This window comes from Domibacillus robiginosus (assembly GCF_000966195.1).
GTDB lineage: Bacteria > Bacillota > Bacilli > Bacillales > Domibacillaceae > Domibacillus > Domibacillus robiginosus.
The window spans coordinates 304,831-325,155 of sequence record NZ_LAHL01000003.1 but is presented as its reverse complement, the minus strand read 5'-3'; the positions used below and the strand labels follow the sequence as shown (position 1 = coordinate 325,155).

The 20,325-nt window shown below is 46.0% G+C and carries 21 protein-coding genes; 5 read left to right on the top strand and 16 right to left on the bottom strand.

From position 1 onward, the window contains the following. Window positions 1–41 precede the first annotated feature (41 nt). The 4 genes from VP97_RS02295 to VP97_RS02280 are packed head-to-tail and all read right to left on the bottom strand — an operon-like array spanning window position 42 to window position 2,400. Entirely contained in the window at window positions 42–446 is a 405-nt protein-coding gene (locus VP97_RS02295; protein WP_050180200.1) for a disulfide oxidoreductase, read from the bottom strand. Next, window positions 439–1,089 (bottom strand): DsbA family protein, encoded by a 651-nt coding sequence (locus VP97_RS02290; RefSeq protein WP_050180046.1) that lies wholly within the window; start codon window positions 1,087–1,089, stop codon window positions 439–441. Before VP97_RS02290 ends, VP97_RS02295 begins: the two co-directional genes overlap by 8 nt. 53 nt (window positions 1,090–1,142) lie before the next feature. Further along, complete coding sequence (locus VP97_RS02285) at window positions 1,143–1,985, bottom strand: M56 family metallopeptidase (protein WP_050180045.1); 843 nt, start codon at window positions 1,983–1,985, stop codon at window positions 1,143–1,145. Window position 1,986: 1 nt separating this feature from the next. Next, complete coding sequence (locus VP97_RS02280) at window positions 1,987–2,400, bottom strand: BlaI/MecI/CopY family transcriptional regulator (protein ID WP_050180044.1); 414 nt, start codon at window positions 2,398–2,400, stop codon at window positions 1,987–1,989. 177 nt (window positions 2,401–2,577) lie between these two features. Here VP97_RS02280 and VP97_RS02275 point away from each other — a divergent pair, with 177 nt between their 5' ends. The 4 genes from VP97_RS02275 to VP97_RS02260 all read left to right on the top strand — a co-directional run bounded on the left by VP97_RS02275 (window position 2,578) and on the right by VP97_RS02260 (window position 8,164). Continuing rightward, window positions 2,578–2,952, top strand: a complete 375-nt coding sequence (locus VP97_RS02275; RefSeq protein ID WP_050180043.1) for a DoxX family protein — start codon at window positions 2,578–2,580, stop codon at window positions 2,950–2,952. Between the two features lie 859 nt (window positions 2,953–3,811). Beyond that, on the top strand, window positions 3,812–4,771 hold the full coding sequence (locus tag VP97_RS02270; RefSeq protein ID WP_050180042.1) for an AAA family ATPase: 960 nt from the start codon (window positions 3,812–3,814) through the stop codon (window positions 4,769–4,771). Further along, entirely contained in the window at window positions 4,764–5,963 is a 1,200-nt protein-coding gene (locus tag VP97_RS02265; protein ID WP_050180041.1) for a DUF58 domain-containing protein, read from the top strand. Before VP97_RS02270 ends, VP97_RS02265 begins: the two co-directional genes overlap by 8 nt. Then, window positions 5,960–8,164, top strand: coding sequence for a transglutaminase TgpA family protein (locus VP97_RS02260; RefSeq protein WP_050180040.1), 2,205 nt, complete (start codon window positions 5,960–5,962; stop codon window positions 8,162–8,164). The genes VP97_RS02265 and VP97_RS02260 overlap by 4 nt, the downstream gene beginning before the upstream one ends. 63 nt (window positions 8,165–8,227) lie before the next feature. Here VP97_RS02260 and VP97_RS24680 read toward each other — a convergent pair whose 3' ends face one another. From VP97_RS24680 to VP97_RS02220, 9 genes are all read right to left on the bottom strand, one after another. Further along, window positions 8,228–8,356: a hypothetical protein gene (locus VP97_RS24680; RefSeq protein ID WP_281175067.1), complete on the bottom strand. Its 129-nt coding sequence runs from the start codon at window positions 8,354–8,356 to the stop codon at window positions 8,228–8,230. Window positions 8,357–8,697: 341 nt separating this feature from the next. Beyond that, complete coding sequence (locus VP97_RS02255; RefSeq protein WP_050180039.1) at window positions 8,698–9,843, bottom strand: DUF3238 domain-containing protein; 1,146 nt, start codon at window positions 9,841–9,843, stop codon at window positions 8,698–8,700. 189 nt (window positions 9,844–10,032) lie between these two features. Next, window positions 10,033–10,188 carry a hypothetical protein gene (locus VP97_RS24170; protein WP_172656726.1) on the bottom strand — a complete coding sequence of 52 codons (156 nt, stop codon included), beginning with the start codon at window positions 10,186–10,188 and terminating at the stop codon, window positions 10,033–10,035. Window positions 10,189–10,603: 415 nt separating this feature from the next. Next, entirely contained in the window at window positions 10,604–11,524 is a 921-nt protein-coding gene (locus VP97_RS02245; RefSeq protein ID WP_050180037.1) for a hypothetical protein, read from the bottom strand. Window positions 11,525–11,601: 77 nt separating this feature from the next. After that, complete coding sequence (locus VP97_RS02240) at window positions 11,602–12,828, bottom strand: S1C family serine protease (protein WP_082220188.1); 1,227 nt, start codon at window positions 12,826–12,828, stop codon at window positions 11,602–11,604. Window positions 12,829–12,843: 15 nt separating this feature from the next. Further along, on the bottom strand, window positions 12,844–13,359 hold the full coding sequence (locus VP97_RS24335; protein ID WP_050180035.1) for a hypothetical protein: 516 nt from the start codon (window positions 13,357–13,359) through the stop codon (window positions 12,844–12,846). A 20-nt stretch (window positions 13,360–13,379) separates the two neighbouring features. Continuing rightward, the gene (locus VP97_RS02230) at window positions 13,380–14,780 is read right to left on the bottom strand and encodes a sensor histidine kinase (RefSeq protein ID WP_050180034.1); all 1,401 of its coding nucleotides are present in this window, start codon (window positions 14,778–14,780) and stop codon (window positions 13,380–13,382) included. Beyond that, entirely contained in the window at window positions 14,770–15,444 is a 675-nt protein-coding gene (locus VP97_RS02225) for a response regulator transcription factor (protein ID WP_050180033.1), read from the bottom strand. Before VP97_RS02225 ends, VP97_RS02230 begins: the two co-directional genes overlap by 11 nt. A gap of 85 nt (window positions 15,445–15,529) precedes the next feature. Continuing rightward, window positions 15,530–17,188: an ATP-binding protein gene (locus VP97_RS02220; protein ID WP_050180032.1), complete on the bottom strand. Its 1,659-nt coding sequence runs from the start codon at window positions 17,186–17,188 to the stop codon at window positions 15,530–15,532. A 138-nt stretch (window positions 17,189–17,326) separates the two neighbouring features. Here VP97_RS02220 and VP97_RS02215 point away from each other — a divergent pair, with 138 nt between their 5' ends. After that, a complete protein-coding gene (locus tag VP97_RS02215; RefSeq protein WP_050180031.1) occupies window positions 17,327–17,569 on the top strand; it encodes a hypothetical protein in 243 nt (80 codons plus the stop codon). Here the strand turns inward: VP97_RS02215 and VP97_RS23640 are convergent. From VP97_RS23640 to VP97_RS02205, 3 genes are all read right to left on the bottom strand, one after another. Further along, entirely contained in the window at window positions 17,561–17,719 is a 159-nt protein-coding gene (locus tag VP97_RS23640; RefSeq protein ID WP_156153384.1) for a hypothetical protein, read from the bottom strand. The two genes, VP97_RS02215 and VP97_RS23640, sit on opposite strands and share 9 nt — an antisense overlap. A gap of 388 nt (window positions 17,720–18,107) precedes the next feature. After that, a complete protein-coding gene (locus VP97_RS02210; RefSeq protein ID WP_050180030.1) occupies window positions 18,108–19,307 on the bottom strand; it encodes an MFS transporter in 1,200 nt (399 codons plus the stop codon). Window positions 19,308–19,531: 224 nt separating this feature from the next. Continuing rightward, on the bottom strand, window positions 19,532–20,185 hold the full coding sequence (locus VP97_RS02205) for an MtnX-like HAD-IB family phosphatase (RefSeq protein ID WP_050180029.1): 654 nt from the start codon (window positions 20,183–20,185) through the stop codon (window positions 19,532–19,534). Window positions 20,186–20,325 lie beyond the last annotated feature (140 nt).

Here is a 20,325-nt window from a genome sequence, read left to right as displayed (position 1 = left end):
TGAATAATGCGTGAAAAATATATGAAAAAATGCCCGTTTATTTAAACGGACATTTTACGAAGAACGAGCATGGAAATGGTAATGATCGTAAACGCACAAAAACTTAAAAACGGAATGGTGATAAAACCAAGTGCGTTAATGTACTCTCCCGAACAGGGAACTCCACTTGTACACATTTCAAAATGTTTCATAGCCGGTATTTTCTGCAGGGCATAATGATAGCCGGCAAGCCCCATGCCCAAAATGCTGACAGGCAGAATGTAGCGGTACATGCGCGTATCTCCCCAATAAAACGCAAGGCCGATAAACACACAAAGCGGGTACATGAAAATACGCTGATACCAGCATAACGTACACGGAATAAATCCCATCTGCTCGCTGAAAAACAAGCTGCCGATTGTAGCTGTGATGGCAGTGAGCCAGGCAGCGAGAAGCGGTTTATTCAGCATCAGCCGCAGCCTCATCCACCATTTTCACGAGGTCTTCAAATGAATTTCCTTTGAATTCCTTCCCATTAACAAACAGCGTCGGTGTGCCGGCTACACCAAGCTCTTTTGCTGCGGCGGCATCTTTTTCCCATGCTGTCATCGATCCCTCTTTTTCTACAACCGCCATTACTTTGGCTACTTCCTCATCCGTTGCCATCTCTGCCAGCGCCTTCTTTAAAAAGTCATTTGTGTATAAATCTACTTTTTCAAAGGACAAATCATCCGGCTGTTTCTCGTACATTAAATGGTGAAATTCCCAAAAGCGCTCACTTCCCAGTGTTTGATAGACTGCTTCAGCAAACTGGGCTGAGCGATTGGAATCCACATTAATAAATGAATAGTTCATAAAATAAAACTTTGCTTTGCCGGTTTCCACTAGCTGCTCATTGATCAGCGGAAAAAAAGAATCATTAAAATCCTTGCAGACCGGGCATTTATAATCGCCAAACTCAACGATGGATACTGGCGCTGCTTCCTCTCCTATAAACGGTTCGTTCTCATAATTAATATCCGCACTTTTTTCACTTACATTGGACAACAGGACGACGCCTGCCATACAAATGGCAAAAAAACCAACAACCCAAAAAACACCTTTTGCCAACTCATTCCACTCCTTAAACTACAAACTGTAGTGTTTTATTAAAAAAGATTCATTTACGACAGCGCGTAAATGAACAGAAAGCAAATAAAAGAAAAAACAGACAGCGACCAAAAAGCCGACTGAACGGGCACCGAAATCGGCCGCTCTGCTGCGGGATTAAGCAAACGATGAATCCGCTCGTTGACAGACGTATCAGCAAATGATACGCATGAAAGTGGCACATGAACCTGTTTTCCTGCTTTAATCATTTTTACAAGCGCACTTCCAAGATTTGCTGCAGAGCCTGTCCGCTCAATCGCATATGCATCTGCCAGTAGCTCCTTGTCACGCCGATACTGCTCCTGGACCCACCTTAAAATCGGCATGTACCATAATACAGTCGCTGACATCAACAGGGAAAATACTTTCAGCGGGTCGCGACTTCGATAATGATACAGCTCATGGTACACAACCGCTTCAAACTCTGATTCTGTCAGCATATCCTTCAATCCGGTAGACAGCACAATAACCGGACGGAAAAAACCCATTGTGACCGCCACGGGAGCCGGGTATGAAATCAAGCGGATATCAGCCCGGTGGCGCCTGGACCATTCGTTTGTCAGCGTCCGCATTTCATACGCACGAAACGAGCGTCTCAGCCTGGAAGCCTGGAGCCACTGCTCCCCGATCTTCCAGAAAAATAAAACTAGTGTGCTGAATACAAGCGCATCAAGTGCATACTCCAGGAAAGCAAAACCAATCCATTGAAATACGCTGTGGCAAATAAATACAAGATTTAATCGCACATCCCAGCCGGCAAAAATCGATAAGGCATATAACACCATCTGGGACAAAATGGTACCCGAGGCCAGCAGACTGATGAGAAACAAACCTTTTGATGGATGTGTGGTCCTCATATTATCGGTCCTTTTTCCATTCTTTTATTTTTTGCTCTAGCTGCGCGACCAATTGATCATCCGCTTCATCAAGCGCTTCGATCATATGGCTGACAACCACGCTGCCGAATTCATCTACGAGCTCCTGCGTCATTTCCTTTGATTGAGTGTTCACGAATTCTTCACGCGTAAGAACCGGCCAGTACATAGACGTTCTTCCTTCCAGGCGTTTTGTCAGGATGCCTTTGTCAACAAGGCGGTTCATCACGGTCATTACCGTATTAAAATTCGTCGCCTTCTCCTTTTCCAGCTCATGCTGCACGTCCTTGATCGACTTTTCACCGCCGCACCAGAGTACATCCATAATCTTTGCCTCAAGCGGTCCAAAAAAACGATTCAGCCCGCGTTCATTAAATTTAAACGATTGAATTTTCATTTTCGGACCTCCCTACATTACCCATTGTAGTGTGCAGGCAAGAGCTGCGTCAAGATTCCTTTATGTAACATTTTTGAAACAAAATCTTAACAATTATTTCGCCAGTTTCGTAGTAAACTACAAAGCATAGTGTTACGACACTACACATTGTAGTTACAAATTAAAGGAGGTTGCACAATGGAAAAAGGAACACTGATTTTACGGATTATTCTTGGATTTACCTTTTTTATGCATGGACTGGACAAATGGAAAGGCGGCATTGCTGGTACAGCAGGTTTTTTTGACAGCGTAGGTATTCCAGGTTTTATGGCTTATATTGTTGCTGCCATCGAGCTTATAGGAGGCATTGCTTTAATGCTCGGTTTGGGCGTAAGGATCATATCAATCTTATTTGCAGTTATTTTATTAGGCGCCATTTTTACGGTCAAGCTATCTTCAGGCTTTTTGGGCGGATTGGAGCTCGACATCGTCCTGCTGGCGATCGCTGTTCACCTGGCGCTTTCCGGACCAGCTAAATATGCCCTTTCTTCACATATAAAAGCAGCCTCCTAAAGGGCTGCTTCAGGGTGTAGACAAATGATTGGTAACCATGTACATGAACGGGATAGATCGGCGGCGTCCGGGCAGCTCCGCTTTCCATGGGGCAGGCGCTCAGCCCGACTGCGCCTGGCGGCTCCGCCGGTCTCAGCTGCCTGCTCGTCCCATAGGAGTCTGCGCTGCCCTACCGCCGCCAAGTGGCTTGCCACGAGATTGTATAAAGGGCCGTATTTTTTCTTTTAAAAAAAGAGAAAATTTATACGCAATCCTTGGTTGATTGATCTTCAATACCACTTAGTGAAGCCGGACGGACGAAGACTCCTGCGGGAAGTACAGTGAGTCGGGAGACCCCGCAGGCGTAGCCGAGGAGGCTCCCGCACTGCCCGTGGAACGCGAAGTCCGTCCGGCTTCACTTATCAGCTCTTTTTAAAAAGCGAAAGACTTTGTCTACACACTGAATCAATCAGGCTTTGCCGCGCCTCACCGGCTGCTCCGCGAAAAGCGGAGCCCCGCGGATGCCGCCTCTTCTACGCCTGGACCAAGCACGGTGACCCATACTGCCAGAGACCTAAACGTTCACAAATATGTTGGATTTAAACTAGAAAAGATAGAGCCAGTCTCTTATTTCAACAGAATGAAAGCAGCCTCTTAAAGAGCTGCTAGCTGCTTTACAATAAATAAAACTGGGATAAGAATTAACCTTCTTTTCCCTTTTTTTGTTTTTCTTCTTGATTCAATAGTTAAAATTTGACTCCGCACAGAGCACATACGTTACACTTATAAGCAGGAGAAATAATAGAAATTTCTGATCATTTATCAATCTATTTTATGAGATGGATTGATTGTGTCATAAAACCAGGGGAGGACAAAATTGATGAACCAGCTGCATCCTGAGATTCATAGAATCCTTCAAAATATTGAAAAGGTAATAGCAGGTAAACAAGAGGTGGCAAAGCTGACACTGGTGGCGCTTCTTGCCGAGGGCCACGTACTGCTTGAAGATGTGCCCGGCGTCGGGAAAACCATGATGGTCAGAGCACTGGCAAAGTCCATGAGTGCGGAGTTACGGAGAATCCAGTTTACACCCGATTTGCTTCCATCCGATATTATGGGTGTATCTATTTATAACCCGCGGGATATGGATTTTCAGTTCCATCCAGGTCCAATCATGGGAAACATTATTCTCGCTGATGAAATTAACCGAACATCGCCTAAAACCCAGTCTGCGCTCCTCGAAAGCATGGAGGAAAATAGCATTACAGTGGATGGTGTGACGCATGTGCTTGAAAAGCCTTTTTTTGTTATGGCTACTCAAAATCCAATCGACTACGAAGGCACGTATCCTCTGCCAGAAGCCCAGCTTGACCGCTTTTTATTAAAAATGAAAATGGGCTACCCTACATTAGAGGAAGAAATAGATGTTTTAAAAAGAGCTCAAGCTGTACCGCCTATTGAAGACCTTCAGCCGGTTGTCAGCCTTCCCGAACTTCGGCAGCTGCAGCTTGGCATTAAAAACGTTTATGTAGATGAATCCGTCAGAAGGTATATTGCCGAACTTTCTGCTGCCACCCGCTCTCATAAAAATGTTTTTCTAGGCGTCAGCCCCCGTGGTTCCATTGCCCTCATGAAAGCCTCACAGGCGCTGGCTTTTATGCATAACAGAGACTATGTGCTTCCTGATGACGTGCAGTATCTCGCTCCGTTTGTTTTTGCCCATCGGATTATTTTAAAACCGGAATCCCGTTTTGAAGGGATCCATACTGAAAATGTAATTGAACAATTGATTGGCCTGATTTCAGTGCCGGTTCAAAGGCACGTGGCCAAATATGAGTAAAGCATTTTCGAAAACGAAAGAATTTCGTCGCTTCCTACTTTTAATCGCCCTGACTGTTCTTGCTTTTTCGTATGCCATGTTCCAAGGAGGATTTGTCAGCTGGTTCTTATTTTACAGCTTTCTTCCAGCCGCTTTTTATGCGTTCATATTGTTTTTTTATCCTTTGTCTCTCAAAGGGAAAAGAACATTTTCGAAACAAGAGTTTCTTTTTGATGAGCAGGTTCGTATTCAAATCACGCTTTTAAGGAAAAATCGATTCCCGCTTTTTTATATCGTCGCAGAAGAAATGATTGAAAACTCCCCCTTACTTTCTGAACAGCAGAGAAAGAGGGCTCTGGTTCCGGGATTTAAAAAAGAATTCACCTTCGACTATGAGATTAGCCGGATGCCGAGAGGAGAACACCATTTCACGGGAATTCGTGTGAAAACAGGCGATTTATTCGGTTTTATTGAAAAAGAAAAACAGATTCCGATCGAAAATAAAATAGTCGTGTACCCTTCTTTTGAAGAGCTTCAATACCGGCCGCTTTCCGGATCGGCTGCTTACGGCTCTGCAGCAAGAGCAAGAAGGGGATATCAAAATGAGGACATGTCTATGTCCGTCGGTATTCGCAGCTATCAGCCGGGTGACAGGTTATCCTTGATCAACTGGAAAGCAACAGCGAAACGGAACAGCTTAATGACGAAGGAGTTTGAACAGCACCAGTCTCACAATATTATGATTGTGATGGATTGCACGCCTTCAGCGCAGTTTGAAACAGTCGTTTCATTTACTGCCTCTGCTATAAAGGGGATCATCCCGTCCGGTGCACAAGTGGGACTGCTGACAGCAGACGATGATCGCCGCCATTTTGGCGTTCGTGGCGGCGAGAAACATGAGCAGCAGCTTTTTTATCACCTGGCGACCATTAAAGAAACAAGCACGGTTTCTTTTGCAAGCATCCTGGAAAATGAAGCAGCGATTATCCAGCAGAGCAGTACGCTTTTACTGGTGACCTCGCAACTGACTGAAGGAGCGCTCGAACGAGCCCGCTATTATTCAAGTCAGGGCCAGTCTGTCATCGTCTTTCTGGCTGACGGCAGCCAAGCCACTTCGGAGAGCAGGCCGGCCCAGCAGTGGGGCGGAATTAGCGTTTGTATCGTACGTAAAGGTCAATTTGCGAAGGCCTTTTCGGAGGTGAGCAGTGCATGAATCAACAGCGCGCAAAATGGACGATTGATTCTTTTCTTTTGTATGTTCTCAGCTTTTTTCTTCTATGGGAGTGGCTGCGTCCGGTCGAACAGTTAGCCGGCATAAACTGGATCGGCCTTTTTCTCGGCTTTATTGGCGGTTCACTGCTGCTGGCTTTTTTGGGAGTGCCCCGCCCTGTCTCTGTTGTTTTAAAAGGGGCCTATATTCTGTTTTGTATCCAATTTATTCACTATGGTAGCTTCAGCGGAATGATGAATTTGTTTTTGAGCCATATCATCGAAAATATAGAGCTCATATTAAAAGGTCAGTGGGCAGAGCTGTCCAACTCCATCCGAACGCTGCTGTTCTTTTCTCTTTTATGGATCACGGTGTATTTAATTCACTATTGGCTGATGACCCGCAGAAATATTTTGTTCTTTTTTTTCGCTACGATTGTGTTTATTACGATTTTAGATACGTTTTCCCCCTACTCGGCACATACAGCGATCATCCGGTCCGTTGTGATTGGTTTTGCCATGATGGGTCTATTAGCCCTCCGGCGCCTGACGAACGCTGAAACGATTCTCAAACAAAACAGGATCAAGCTGAAATGGATGGTTTCGCTGGCCGTCTTCGTTGCCGGGAGTGCAGCCATTGCGTTTGCTGCCCCAAAAGCGAACCCCATCTGGCCTAATCCTGTTCCGTTCATGGAGTCACTGGGCGGTTCGGGCAATACGTTGACAGATGAAACAGGAGGAAGTGGATTTCGTTCTGATGATTCTGAGCTTGGCGGTCCGTTTCTGCCTGATACTGCAGTGGTCTTTACAGCCGAAGTGGAAGAAGAACATTACTGGAAGGTTGATACGAGAGATGAATACACCGGCAAAGGATGGGTTTCTTCCCGTTCAGACGAGCAGCCGCTCACTTTCAGGCGACACGTACCTCCTTCCCTTTTCTCGTTTACAGACGAAGTCCCTTCAGAGGAAAGGACAAGCATTGTTCATAACGAAGCCAATTACGGCCATATTCAATACCCACACGGCCTGGAAAGAATTGAAGCAGCATCCTCCTACCAGTATGCGCTGAATAAAGGAACCGATAAAATTACAGCGTTCAACGAGGATGAACAGGGAGCTCCTGTCTCGTATTCCGTTCAGTATAAACACCCCTCTTTTCAATCGGAGGAGCTTCAAAACAGTTCGTCAGAGGAAGCCGTCCGTCCTTTTCAAGGTATTGCCAACAGGTACACACAGCTTCCTGAAAATATACCGCCAGAGATAAAAGAACTGGCGCTGGATATTACAGAGGGACAGGAAACATGGTTTGATAAAGCAAAAGCAATTGAATCCTATTTTAGCTCCAGCGGCTTTACGTATGAGCAGGTGGATGTACCTGTTCCTTCAGAGGATGAAGATTACGTGGCCCAGTTTTTATTTGATACAAAACGTGGCTACTGTGACAACTTCTCAACCTCGATGGCTGTTATGCTACGGACACTTGACATCCCTGCCCGCTGGGTAAAGGGCTACACAGAAGGAACCTACCTGGAAACGACGGAATCTGGAAAACAGCTGTATCAGATCACAAGCGAAAATGCACATTCATGGGTCGAGGTATATTTTCCAGATATCGGCTGGGTGCCTTTTGAACCAACACAGGGATTTACCAATGCAGATGTGCCTGAATTAGAGGAAACACCCCAAACACCTGTAAATGAACAAACACCGGAAAATACAGAAACACCGGCCGAAACACCGGAGCAGCCTGCAGCGGAAGAACCGACACAGGCAGAAGAGAGCCTTGGCGAGGATTCCACAGAAGCAGCAGAGGTGACTACAGAATCATTTCTCAAAACAAATGGGAAGCTTATTGCTTTTATCGCTGGAGCAGTGCTTTTTCTTACTGCGTTATGCTACCGATACCGGAGAAAATGGCTGCCTTTCTATTACATTTTCATGTTTAAGCAAAAGAAAGAGGATCATTACTTTCCAGAAGCATACCTTGTTCTTCTTGCCCAGCTGGACCGCTCCGGGCTAAAAAGAAAAACTGGGCAAACGCTGAGCGAATATGCGAAAGAAATTGACACACGGTTTTCCAGCAGCATAATGAGCCATCTTACCGCCCATTATGAGCAATATTTATACAGAGACCGCCTTCCAAAAGATACGTGGAATCTTGTAAAAAATGAATGGGAAAGTCTCATGAAAAAAACCCCTTCTTAAGCTTTTCGTAAAAAAGCCGTTCAGACTATTTTTCTGAACGGCTTTCATTTATGAACGTAAAGTTCAAAAAATGGTCTTTCCATAGTCTGTCTCTTTCAAAAAAGAGCCGATAAGTGAAGCCTGCCGGACTTCGCATTCCACGAGCAGTGCGGCAGCTTCCTCGGCTTGCGCCTGCGGGATCTGCCGATTCACTGTACTTCCTGCAGGAGTCTTCGTCCGGCCAGTTTCACTAAGTGGTGTTGAAGATCAATCAGCCAGGGATTGCGTATATATTTCATCTTTTTTAAAAGAAAAAAACGACCTTATTCGTTCTATACAATCTTGTCGCAAGCCACTTGGCGGCGTCCGGTCAGCGCAGACTTCTATGAGACTAGCGGGCAGCTGAGACCGGTGGAGCCGCCAGGCGAAGTCGGGCTCAGCGCCTGCCCCATGAAAAGCGGAGCTGCCCGGACGCCGCTGATCTATCTCACTTATGTGACGGTTATCAATCATTTGTCTACAGTCTGAAGCAGCCTGCTGAAAGGCTGCTTTTTTCAAACTATATTTGAATACCGCCAGAAGCGGTTGGCGGTTGGCGGAGCAAGCCGCTCAAGCCCGCGGCTCTCAGACCGGTGGAGCGGTTTCCATTCTCCGTCTCCACTTTTCAAATAAATTTCGTGATGCGGAGCTTCGTCATGCTCACCGCTTATTTCGATTAACCCGTTTTTGTAAAAAGCAGCATGCACCTCATATACAATATCCGGGGATGGCATTAATGGATTGCCGACGGAGTGGTCCAGCAGAAACGATACTTTCTCCTCGTCCGTCTGCACACTTTTCACTACAATGCCTTCATCTGAAGCATGATCACGCTCAACCAGCTCTTTTTCTCTTGTATAGCCTTCTGAAGCACCGACGCTTCGTGACAGCTTTACATTCTGGCCTTTAATTTTCACTTCCGCACGTGTACGATACCGGTCCGCTTCCGGGTCAAACGTTCGGCCGTCTCCTATGAAAAACCTCATTTGCGACAACACATTTGGGTTTTCCACCCATTCATCCTCTAAAAAAGTGGTATAGCGGAGAACATGATTGTCATGATTTTGTCCTGGCTGTTCTTTTAACGTGTCAGCTGGACGGCCAATATCCTTGAAAAACAAAAAGGTTTCAACAAGCATATCGTCTTCACTTTTTTTTACTTTTAGAACATCAATCACTTTGGCAAGCGGAGATGGCTTTTTTTTCGCTTCTTCATCGCCCAGTTCAAGCGGCCTGACACCTTTGATACCGTATACATAAGCGCTGTTCATTTCTATGTTTGTGTCATGAAAACCCGGCTCCGTGACTGTTCCTGCATATTCGTCATTGCGATAAATAGCATACTCTTCTACACCGCGAATCGGCTCCCAGGCCATTGCTATTTTCCCATCTTCAACAACAGTGGACACAATCAGCTCCTGCAGCGGAATGTCTTCATTTTTCTCTTCGCGCTCGACTGCTGTAGCCGTTTGAACCTTGATCGTTTTTTCTCCTTTCATCAAATAAGAATATGTGGTTCCCGGCTCCAGGCCCGTATCTGTAAAAGTCGTATCATTCCCGCTGTACACTTCCTTGCCGTCTTTTAAAATGCGTACCGGTCCCTCTCCGCTCCAGCTGAGCGAAATATGGTCCGGTGTCTGGCTTACTCGTGTAAGATTCATTCTGATGCCACCTTTCTTTCTCCCTCTTTACCCGGATTTCAGTCCTTCACAAACTTTTCAAAAGCGTAAAAAAGGAAGCTGACTGGATTCAACTTCCCCCTTTTCCTATTTTAATCAATGCCGCCAGTAAAATAAGCATTGGCACCCCGAGCAAAATCCCAAGGCCAAAAGTATAAAAGCCGTCCATAATCATCGGCGCTCATCCAGCTTTTTCTCGATTCGGTCCAGCTGCCTTGACCGTCTCTGCCATGACCGCACGCCCAAAAAAATCAAAACGACCGGTACCACAAGCGGCAGCAGCATGATGATTTGAAACAAAACATCTCCAGTATTAATCTCACTCATATAGCAGCCTCCGATCTTTCCCTTTAGTATACAAGTTTCTTCCAAAACAAAAAAGCCCTGGCTCCTCAGGGCTTTTTCATGCTGTTCAACCGATCGAAACCAGGGTACAAGGGCTGGCTGCCGGCCGCTGGCCTCCAGCCTTTGATCCGGACAATTGATTTTTGCTTTTCTCACTATTAAGCTTCAGGCGGCCAGGCCCTTGGTCATAAGCTGTCACAGCTATGCGGCAAGGAGCGCCGCTTTGCTGGTCCACCTTATGCCTTCAGGCCTGAACGACCGCCTTGCGCTTTTCTTATTGTCCAGCTTCAGGCGGCCAGGCCCTTGGTCATAAGCTGTCACAGCTATGCGGCAAGGAGCGCCGCTTTGCTGGTCCACCTTATGCCTTCAGGCCTGAACGGCCGCCTTGCGCTTTTCTTTAATGCAATGGCATTTTGTCCACGCCGAGGTCTTCGAGCTGTGTCTTTGCGTCTTCAATGAGGCTTTCTGCTTTCGCTTTTGTTTCGTCGTCCAGCCCCTGCAGCATGTCACCGCGGCCTTTGCCGCCATGCCCACCGCGTTCAGGAAGATCAACACCAAGCGCTTCAAGCTGCTCGGCCGCCTGCTCACGTGTTACATCGCCGCTTTTCAGTTTTTCCATAATCGCTTCTGCTTTTGCTTTTGTTTCTTCATCCAAATTGGCAAATCGATCTGGACGCTCTGGAAGCTTGACGCCAAGTGCTTTAAGTTGTGTTTCAGCTTCTGCTTCTGTCAGGGTGCCATTCTTTTTCTTTTCCAGAATCGCTTCTGCTTTCGCTTTCGTTTCGTCATCTAAGCTTGAAAGGAAATCACCCCTGCCGCCCCGCTCATTGATTGTAATGCCGAGTGCAGTCAGCTGCTCCTCTGCTTCATCATGCGTAATGGCTCCGTCTTCAACCTGGACAAGAATTTTATCGGCTTTTGCCTGTGTAGATTCATCCAAATTTGCCCTTTCTACATCCTGCGCCAGATGATCTCCGCCTCTTCTGGCACCGCGCTCTGGCATTTTTACTCCTAATGCTTCAAGCTGTGTTTTGGCTTCTTCCTCCGTGATTTCACCGGCTTTCTTTTTGTCCATAATGGCTTCTGCTTTTGCTTTCGTTTCGTCATCGAGGTTTGCGAACATATCGCCTTTTTCTGGGATATCAACGCCAATGGCTTCAAGCTTTGTCCGCAGATTATCCATAATCGTTTCTACCTTTGCCTGCGTGCTGCTGTCCAGTGTAGAATTGCTTGCCGCAAATACCGGCAGACTTGCTGCACCGAGAACGCCGAGTGATAGCGCGCCTGTCATCACCACGTTAAACACACTTTTTTTCATTCACTTTCCTCCTTTAAATTTAGGCTTTTTGGGCCCTGCTCATACTGTAACCAGCCCTGGTGAAAAATTGGTGAAAGTTATTCACTTTGTGCAGACAGTGTAATCGAAATGTTTTTTTGCTTGCCATCACGGTAAACGGTCATGGTGACTTTATCGCCTATTTCCGCTTTGTTGTACAAATACTTCCGGAACTCCGACGTGCTTGCGACTTTTGTGTCGTCTACTTTTACAATAACATCGCCTGTTTCGAATCCAGCTTTTGCGGCTGCAGAGCCCATTTCCACCTGGGAAATGACGGTTCCTTCTGTCACGTTTGCAGGCAGCTTCAATTGATCTTGTGCAATGTCAAGCGACAGGGAGCTCACATCTGCTAAGCCTACGCCGAGGTATGGACGATCTACTTTTCCATCCTCCATCAATTCCTGAATAACCGGAATGGCATCTTCTGATGGGATGGCAAAGCCAAGGCCTTCTACCCCTTCCTGAGCAATTTTCATACTGTTAATGCCAATCACCTGGCCGGCACTGTTAATAAGCGCCCCACCGCTATTGCCCGGATTGATGGCAGCGTCCGTTTGAATCACCGTTGCTTCCCATTCACCTGCCGATGTGGAAACAGGTACAGTCCGGTTGATCCCACTGACAATGCCTTCTGTTACAGAGCTTGATAAATCGAGCCCAAGCGGATTTCCAATCGCTGCAACCTGCTGGCCTAATTTAAGGGCGCTTGAATCACCGAAATCAGCTACTTCTGTTACGTGATCACTGGAAATTTTCAAGACGGCCAGATCTGTCAGCGCATCAGTCCCCACCACCTCCGCACTGATTCGTTCGCCTCCCGAGAGCGCAACCTCCACTGTATCAGCGCCTTCTACTACGTGGTTATTCGTCACAACGTAGCTTACGTCTTCTCCTTTTTTGAAAATAACACCTGAACCTGTTCCAGCCTCGGCTTCCTGCGTCTCTTCTTCTGCCGTTGCCATGGACTGGCCGCCAAACGGGTTAAATTGTGTCTGCTGCTGTAAATTCACTACACCTACCACTGCCTCATCAATCGAATCAATGGCGGTCATCAAATCGTTTTGTGAGGAAGAAGCTGTAGAAGCAGGCTGTACATTGATTTCATTTGCTGTATCTGATGACTTTGTTCCAGTTGCTGCGGTTGAATCAAGCAGGGACGGCGCCATATAAAACATCATTGTACCGCCGGCCAAAACACCTGTGAATGAAGCGGCGGCTACCTTCATCAATCCACTTTTTCCTTTTTTCTCTGGCTCTGGTGTGTAACGTCCTTCTGTTTCCATATTTATCCGCTCCTTTTACATCACTGATTTATTTGTTAGCCATATTGTAAAAAAGAAAAGTGAAAAGACGGTGAAAGCACCCAAAAAGTATTTTTTGTTTTTATTTGTCGACGAGCAGCAGCCCTTTTCATGTCCGGCTACATCATCCTCAAAATCTACATGTTTAGTGACCATTCTTAGCCGAAGCATAGAAGAAGCGGCATTCGCGGGAAGGAAAGAAAGCCAGTGACACCCGGTCTGTTTCCCTTTCTTTGCTGGAAAGAATAGAAAACCCTTTCCTCCTCTCTGTTTTTTAGAAACACAACGGGCCGAGGACTGCCTGCGTAGACTCCCGCGGGACGAACAGACAAGATGAAACAGACAGCGCGAAGCGATGGCTGTTTCATCATTCGCCCCTACTGTTAGCGCAGCCGGCAGCCCGCTGACGCTGTTTTTCAAAAGCAGGAGGCTTTCAGGCAAGCTAAAAAAGAAACATGCCACACACACTTTTTGAAAAACGAATTTCCTCTTGGCCTCTTTGTTTTTCAACACTAAAAAAGGCTGCTTCCACGTTATGTGGAAGCAGCCTTTTCTTTTGGTATTGTGACAATAAACGTGCTTCCTTTGCCCGGCTCGCTCTCAACAGAAATCGCGCCCTGATGAATATCGACGATCCATTTTGCGATCGATAAGCCAAGTCCATGCCCGCCAACGGTACGGGTCCGTGATTTATCAGAACGATAAAATCGGTCAAAAATGCGCGGCTGATCATCAGGATGAATCCCAATGCCTTCATCCGTGACCTTCATCGTCCAGTGGCGGCCGCTCTCAGTCAATTGCAGACTGGCACGGCCCCCATCCGGTGAATACTTTACTGCGTTGTCCAATAAAATAACCATCAGCTGTTTTAAACGCGCCCGGTCACCGGTTACCGGCAGGCTTTCCGGTGCTTCCATTCCGAGTGAAACGCCGTTTGCTTTGGCATGCGGCAGCAATGATTCGATGACATTTTCTGCTTCTTCCCGCAGATCAACATGATCCGATGTACGCTCCACTCCGCCTGAATCGGCCCGGGCAAGCACGAGCAGATCGCTAACAAGGCCCGTCATTCTTTTGACTTCCGACTTCATATTTCGCAGCAGCTTCTGCGCAAAAGGATCGGCTTCTACACCGTCTGTCATTTGAATGGCATCAATCGACGACAGCATGACACTGAGCGGTGTTCGCAGCTCATGTGATGCATCACCCACAAATTCTTTCTGCCGGTTAAAAGCGCTTGAAATCGGCCCCATCGCTTTTTTCGACATCATAAAGCTGATAAACACGGCTACTCCTGCAAACAGCACTGTTAAGCTAACGAGTACAATAAGCAGCCAGTGAAACAGCTGATAAGCAAAAGAGATATCCTTGCCAATATAAATCATGCCGACAAACTGATCGTTATAAAAAATTGGGCTGCCATCAATCATTAAACGAACGGTATCCGATTTTGGCTGTTCTTCAATTTCCCTTCCGCCAATACGCCGCTCATCGAATGTGACCTTGATGGATTCTTCCCGAATTTCATTGCGCTCCGGCTCCCATCCAGATACAAGACGAAACAATTGGCTCCGCATAGGCGGAACCGTTTCACTTCCCATGACAAAATTTCCGTCAGTATCGGTTACGTAATAAAAAAACTGGTCCACTCCGGCAAGCACCAGCTCCTGACTGCCGAGTCCCTGCAATTCATTTCGGGCACTTTCCGCCAGATAATTACTGATGACCCGTGTTTCCTGTCGGGTCAGTTGTTCAAGCTCCCGGTGCTGATCACGTAAAATTACAATATACAACAACGTATACACAACGACGATAAACAGCACGAGAAACATCATAATCAAGCTGCTGTATTGTATGGTAAGTTTCCGCTGCGTCTGTTGAAACAAGTCGCTGCTGCTCTTAAACCAGTTTATCTTTAACCCGTTATTCTTCAACCTTGTATCCGACTCCCCGTACACTTTGTACAATATCCGGACGGTCAACCAGATCGAGCTTTTTACGCAGCAGCTTTACCGTTGCATCGATCGTTTTGGTCGTTACGTCCGCATCATATCCCCAAATGCGGTCAAGCATCACATCCCGGGTTAATACTTGTCCTTTATTTTGCACAAGCAGGTCTAAAAGCTGGAACTCACGCGGGCTTAACTGAATAGATTGGCCGTTCTTTTGAATGCTCTGACTATTTCGGTTCAGCTCTACCCCTTGAATCGCTACCGTTTCTTCCACAATAGGGGCGTAATTGCGGCGGGTGAGCGCCCGCAGCCGTGCCAGCAGCTCATCGATTTCAAACGGCTTTACCAGGTAATCATCCGCTCCTGCATCAAGCCCCATTACCCGATCTTCTACTGCATCCTTTGCTGTGAGCATTAAAATAGCTCCGCCGTATCCTTCTTTGCGCAGATCCCGGCAAACATCCACTCCAGTGCCATTCGGCATCATCCAGTCTAAAACGAGAACATCATAATGAGCAGAGGATGCATAATCATAAGCATCTTCTCCTGTTTTCACCCATTCTACCCCGTAGCCGCCTTTTTTCTTCAGCATAAAGCTGACCAATTCTCCAAGCTGCAAATCATCTTCTGCAAGCAGTACATTCATCCGGTCCACTTCCTTTCACTTCTTTTGTTATACCATGTTTTTATGAAAAATGAGTGAAAAAAAAAGACGCCTTCAACAGACGACTTTAACTCAGGAAAAGTGGAAGCTCGATCGTAAAAATTGTACCCTCGCCGACTTTTGACTCTACACGAATCGTGCCTTCGTATTGTTCCACAATATTAAAACACACCATTAAGCCAAGACCGGTCCCATCTTCTTTTGTAGAATAAAAAGGCTCTCCCAGCTTTTTCAACACACTTTCCGGCATTCCTTTGCCCTCGTCTTTAATGATGATTTCCACTTTATCACCATTCAAATGAGCAGAAGTTCGTATCACTCCGCCATTTTCCATCGCTTCAATCGCATTTTTTATAATATTAATAAATACTTGCTTCATCTGGCCAGCATTGCACCGAATAAAACAATTTGCTTCTATCTCGCTGTACTGAATGTCGACTTTGCGCATAACCGCCTGCGATTGAAGCAGCATCGATACATCCTTCAGCATTTTCCCGGCATCGCACGTTTCCATTTCCACCGACATTGGCTTGCCGAGCACAAGTAGCTCACTCGCAATGGTTTCAATCCGGTCAATTTCTTCTTCGATAATCGTGTAGTAGGCCTCATGCATAACGTCTTCTCGGGCCAGCTTAATAAATCCCTTGATTGATGTGAGAGGGTTGCGAACCTCATGGGCAATGGAGGCAGCCAGCTGTCCGGCAAGGCTGAGCTTTTCTGTTTTGATGGTCAGTTGCTGGTGCGCTTTTCGGTCCTGAATGCTGCGGATAATAAGGATCACCGTAAAATCATTTTGAAGATCATATGAAAACGGAAAAGCGGCCACTTCAACATCCAAAATTTGTCCATCATAGGTTTTGATCTGCATTTCCTCAAGCGGAACCCGACCATTCCTCAATAGCTTTTCTGTGTTTTGTTGAATAATGGGATGGCTTACTTCTGCAAAAATCTCCCAAACAGTAGCCTGCCGCAAATCGCTTTCTTTACACTTCAGCATATTTAAAGCGGCATAATTCCCATAAACTACTTTCTCACCTGAAAAAATAAATACAGCATCCGGCATTTCATTGATGACATGTTTGTAATGCTGGACTTTTTCCTGCAAAAAGTCTTCCATAAACAGTGAAGGTGTTTTCTGTTTATTTTCATAGTATGGTGAACTCTTAATCTCGTTATCTGTCATAATATGCGAGTGGCCCTTCATGAGCTGTAAGGAAAAATTCGCCGCAACCTCGTTGCCGTCATAGGCGCAAACAGTAAAGACGTGGAATGGCTTTAAAACGGCATCTGCTTTTTGTTCATAAAGTGGAATTTCCTTGTTGCAGCATGTATCTTCGTTCCATATAACACGGCTCCATATGCGAATAGGCGCACCCCTGGCTACGTAATGCTGAAGGGAAGCATTAAGCTCCTGCAGCACTTTTTCCGTTTCAAATGATTGATGGACATCGTAAAATTGACGGTGATCTATAAGACCAATAGATGCGATTTGTTCATCGGAAAATCCTTTTCGGGCAAGCTGCTGCTTGATTTTTTCAATCCTCTCTGCTGATTCGAGCAGGACGACCTGATGCTGCAGCTCCAAGCCTGTTGCAGCAAAGGAAAGTATGTTTTCCCAATACATCTCTCGTTCTGCGTACAAATATAAAATGTGGGCTCCACTTATTAATTCCATATTTTTTGTTAACGCCACTTTTGGGTACACAAGGTCATTTGACAGGCTCATAAGCGATCCCTCATTTGGATATGTTTTTCAATCTATTGTAACACGGACAATTTCTTCCGTATATATAAGACATTTTACCCAATAACTGTACATCTTCAATATCGTTTCGTAAAATAGTAACTAAAAGGAAGTGATTCATTGAAAACTTCGTCATTCCGACTCGGATACCGAATTGTACTGATCGTCTTTGCGCTTTTTTACGGAATTGCTGCTTACCCGGACGGCTGGAGCCGATTTGCACTGCTTGTAGCGGTTATTGCCATCTTTATGACCATTGAAGATCGCTTTATGAAAAGAGCAGACAAGAAACAGCGAATGATTTTCATTATTTTATTTGCTCTCGTTTTTTTCGTTACCTTCTTTTTTGTTTTTCTAGCATAAAGAAAAAACGCCCGTAAATGGCCGTTTCAGTGTGTAGACAAAGTCTTTCTCTTTCAAAAAAAGAACCGATAAGGGAAGCCAGCCGGACTTCGCATTCCACGGGTCGTGCAGTGTGGTAGCTTCTCCGGCTTTGCCTGCGGTATCTGCCAATTCACTGTACTTCCTATGGAAAGGCATAAAAGCTCGTGAAATCCGGTATGCTTTTCCTCTTTGCTGAAAGGAACAGAAAAGTTCTTTCAGCCTTGTTATTTTTCAGAAATACATATGAAAAAAACCGCCCATAAACGGCGGTTTTTATATTATCGTTCGTCTTGTTTTAAATACCGGTTGAGCTGCTTAAACAGCAGATGAAGCCCGCCGCTGGCGATTGCAATAGCAACAACAAATGTTACAAACATAATCAGAAAAAAGTTCATTTTGCTATACGCCCCTCTCACATCATTTCATGAGGTTAGTATAACGTTAGCGCGTTACATGCGTATGACAAAGTGATTAAGTTACATTACGGTTTGATGAACACATGAAATATAAAACGCGATCACTCAAGCTCCATTTGCTTTGTTTCCCGGCCGAGCAGCGCCAGCACCAGCACACCAATCACAATACTTGCGCAAAACAAGCCAAATATAAAACCAATCGACTGACCGGATGCCACAAGCGATCCAACCAGAAGCGGTCCCAGGATGCCTCCAATTCGTCCGACAGAGGCGGCCATACCGGACCCGGTGCCGCGAATCACTGCCGGATATTGCTCTGGTGTATAAGCGTACAGCGCTCCCCATGCGCCCAGGTTAAAGAAAGAAAGCAGCATGCCTGAAGCAATCAGCATAGTCGTCGATTCTGTGTTTCCAAAAACAAGTGCAGACGCAGCTGTTCCAAGCAGGTAAACGACCAGAACAAACTTCCGGCCCATCCGTTCAATCAGCCAGGCAGCTGTAAAATAGCCGGGCAGCTGCGCCAGTGTCATCACGAGTACATAGCCAAAGCTTTGAATTAAATCAAACCCTTTTATGACCATGACACTCGGCAGCCATAAAAACATACCGTAATACGAAAACACAACAGTAAACCAGACTACCCACAGCACGAATGTTGAACGCGCATACTTTTTCGACCAGACGTCGCGGATATTCTGTCCAATGCTTCGTCTTTGAGCTTTGGACGGAGAAAACGCTGGCGAATCCGGCAGCTTCAGCCGTAAATACAGTGCGTATAATGCCGGCAGTGCCCCAATCACAAGTGCGATCTGCCAGCCGTATGAAGGAATGACAAAGTAGGAAATGACCGCAGCGAGCAGCCAGCCGAATGCCCAAAAGCTTTCTAGCAGCACTACTACTCTGCCCCGGTCCTTCGCCGGCACACTTTCCGATACGAGCGTTGATGCAACCGGCAGCTCGCCGCCCAGACCCATTCCAACAAAAAAACGTAAAATTAAAAAAGCAGTAATCGTCGTGGTCAGGGCGGACAGGCCGCTTGCAAGTGAAAACAGCAGCAACGTAATGATAAAGATATTTTTTCGGCCAATCCGGTCCGCATAAATACCGAACACAAGCGCACCGACGGCCATGCCGATCGAATTCACACTGCCGATCCAGCCCATTTGCTCCGGTGTTAAGTCCCACTCCACTTTCAGCGCCGCAATAATAAACGACAGCATGCCAACATCCATTGCATCAAACATCCAGCCGAGGCCGGCAATGCCGAGCAATTTTTTTTGAGAAATTGTTTTTTCTGCCATTGATCCCTTCTCCTGTCTTTACAGATGTTATTACTCCACCACTATAGAGAATCTTTGTTGAAAAAACAACCGTTTTTCTAGCAATGTAAGCACAATTTATACAGCGGGCTTACAGTTATCCGCTGGAATGCATGCTTCCGACAGCACCTGTCCAGTGGATAAAGCACTTACTCTGCTATTTCTTTCACTGTTGATGTGGACTTGTCTGTCCATAACAGCACGGTTTACTCAGGCAGTCTTCCTTCTTGAATCAAGTCTGCTTTAATGTCGTTAAAGCGGTCGAACCGGACGTACGGTACTCCTTTTTCATCTAATATAGCCGGAAGAGCTTCTTTCGCATACGTCCGGTCGGCAAAAGCGGCTGGATGCGAATCCGGCTCACTGTCTCCAGCAAAATATACAACGTCATATTCTTCTTTCATCCGTTGAATAACAATGGCTTTATCAATCCCATACCGCTCCGAATAGCTCCAGTGCGCCGGGTCAATGTCAAGGTGGATGTTCTGGTCACGAAAAGCACCTTTGTTTGATAGCACCGTCACATTCTCAAGTCCCCGGTTTTCTACAATCGGCTTGATATAGTAGTCGGTGCCGGCACTTAAAATGTAAAAATCACCGCCGGCTGCCTGCACAGCCCGCACAAAATCTGGCACATCTTCATCAATGGGAATCGATAAAATGTCTTTGGCGATCTGCTCTTCACTCTGGTGAATCGATGCAAATACCTTTGCGAGAAAATCAATGTCCTTCCATTCACCGCTTTTCCATCTCGGATATAAATCACGTCCTTCTGGAAAATACGTATCAATCACAAGCCAGTAAAAATCCCGTTTCGAAATCGTACCGTCAAAATCAGAAACAAATGCCCACTTTACCATTCTTTTTCCTCCTGATCGTTTGGAATACCGTCATTATATAGTAGTTTTCGAGCAAACACGAGCATTGTCAAAATCTTGCGAATTCATTTACACATCATTTTCTTGTTTCTATCCACAAAAAAAGAAGCGGCGTACTGCCG

Excerpts from the sequence above, each read along its gene's own strand:
- VP97_RS02205 (WP_050180029.1), bottom strand. The coding sequence starts at position 20,185 with ATGGTAAAGTGGGCATTTGTTTCTGATTTTGACGGTACGATTTCGAAA.
- VP97_RS24170 (WP_172656726.1), bottom strand. The coding sequence starts at position 10,188 with ATGAGTGAGATTAATACTGGAGATGTTTTGTTTCAAATCATCATGCTG.
- VP97_RS02270 (WP_050180042.1), top strand. The coding sequence starts at position 3,812 with ATGAACCAGCTGCATCCTGAGATTCATAGAATCCTTCAAAATATTGAA.
- VP97_RS02255 (WP_050180039.1), bottom strand. The coding sequence starts at position 9,843 with ATGAATCTTACACGAGTAAGCCAGACACCGGACCATATTTCGCTCAGC.
- VP97_RS02280 (WP_050180044.1), bottom strand. The coding sequence starts at position 2,400 with ATGAAAATTCAATCGTTTAAATTTAATGAACGCGGGCTGAATCGTTTT.
- VP97_RS02285 (WP_050180045.1), bottom strand. The coding sequence starts at position 1,985 with ATGAGGACCACACATCCATCAAAAGGTTTGTTTCTCATCAGTCTGCTG.
- VP97_RS02265 (WP_050180041.1), top strand. The coding sequence starts at position 4,764 with ATGAGTAAAGCATTTTCGAAAACGAAAGAATTTCGTCGCTTCCTACTT.
- VP97_RS02240 (WP_082220188.1), bottom strand. The coding sequence starts at position 12,828 with ATGGAAACAGAAGGACGTTACACACCAGAGCCAGAGAAAAAAGGAAAA.
- VP97_RS02210 (WP_050180030.1), bottom strand. The coding sequence starts at position 19,307 with ATGGCAGAAAAAACAATTTCTCAAAAAAAATTGCTCGGCATTGCCGGC.
- VP97_RS02225 (WP_050180033.1), bottom strand. The coding sequence starts at position 15,444 with ATGAATGTACTGCTTGCAGAAGATGATTTGCAGCTTGGAGAATTGGTC.
- VP97_RS02275 (WP_050180043.1), top strand. The coding sequence starts at position 2,578 with ATGGAAAAAGGAACACTGATTTTACGGATTATTCTTGGATTTACCTTT.
- VP97_RS02260 (WP_050180040.1), top strand. The coding sequence starts at position 5,960 with ATGAATCAACAGCGCGCAAAATGGACGATTGATTCTTTTCTTTTGTAT.
- VP97_RS02220 (WP_050180032.1), bottom strand. The coding sequence starts at position 17,188 with ATGAGCCTGTCAAATGACCTTGTGTACCCAAAAGTGGCGTTAACAAAA.
- VP97_RS02245 (WP_050180037.1), bottom strand. The coding sequence starts at position 11,524 with ATGAAAAAAAGTGTGTTTAACGTGGTGATGACAGGCGCGCTATCACTC.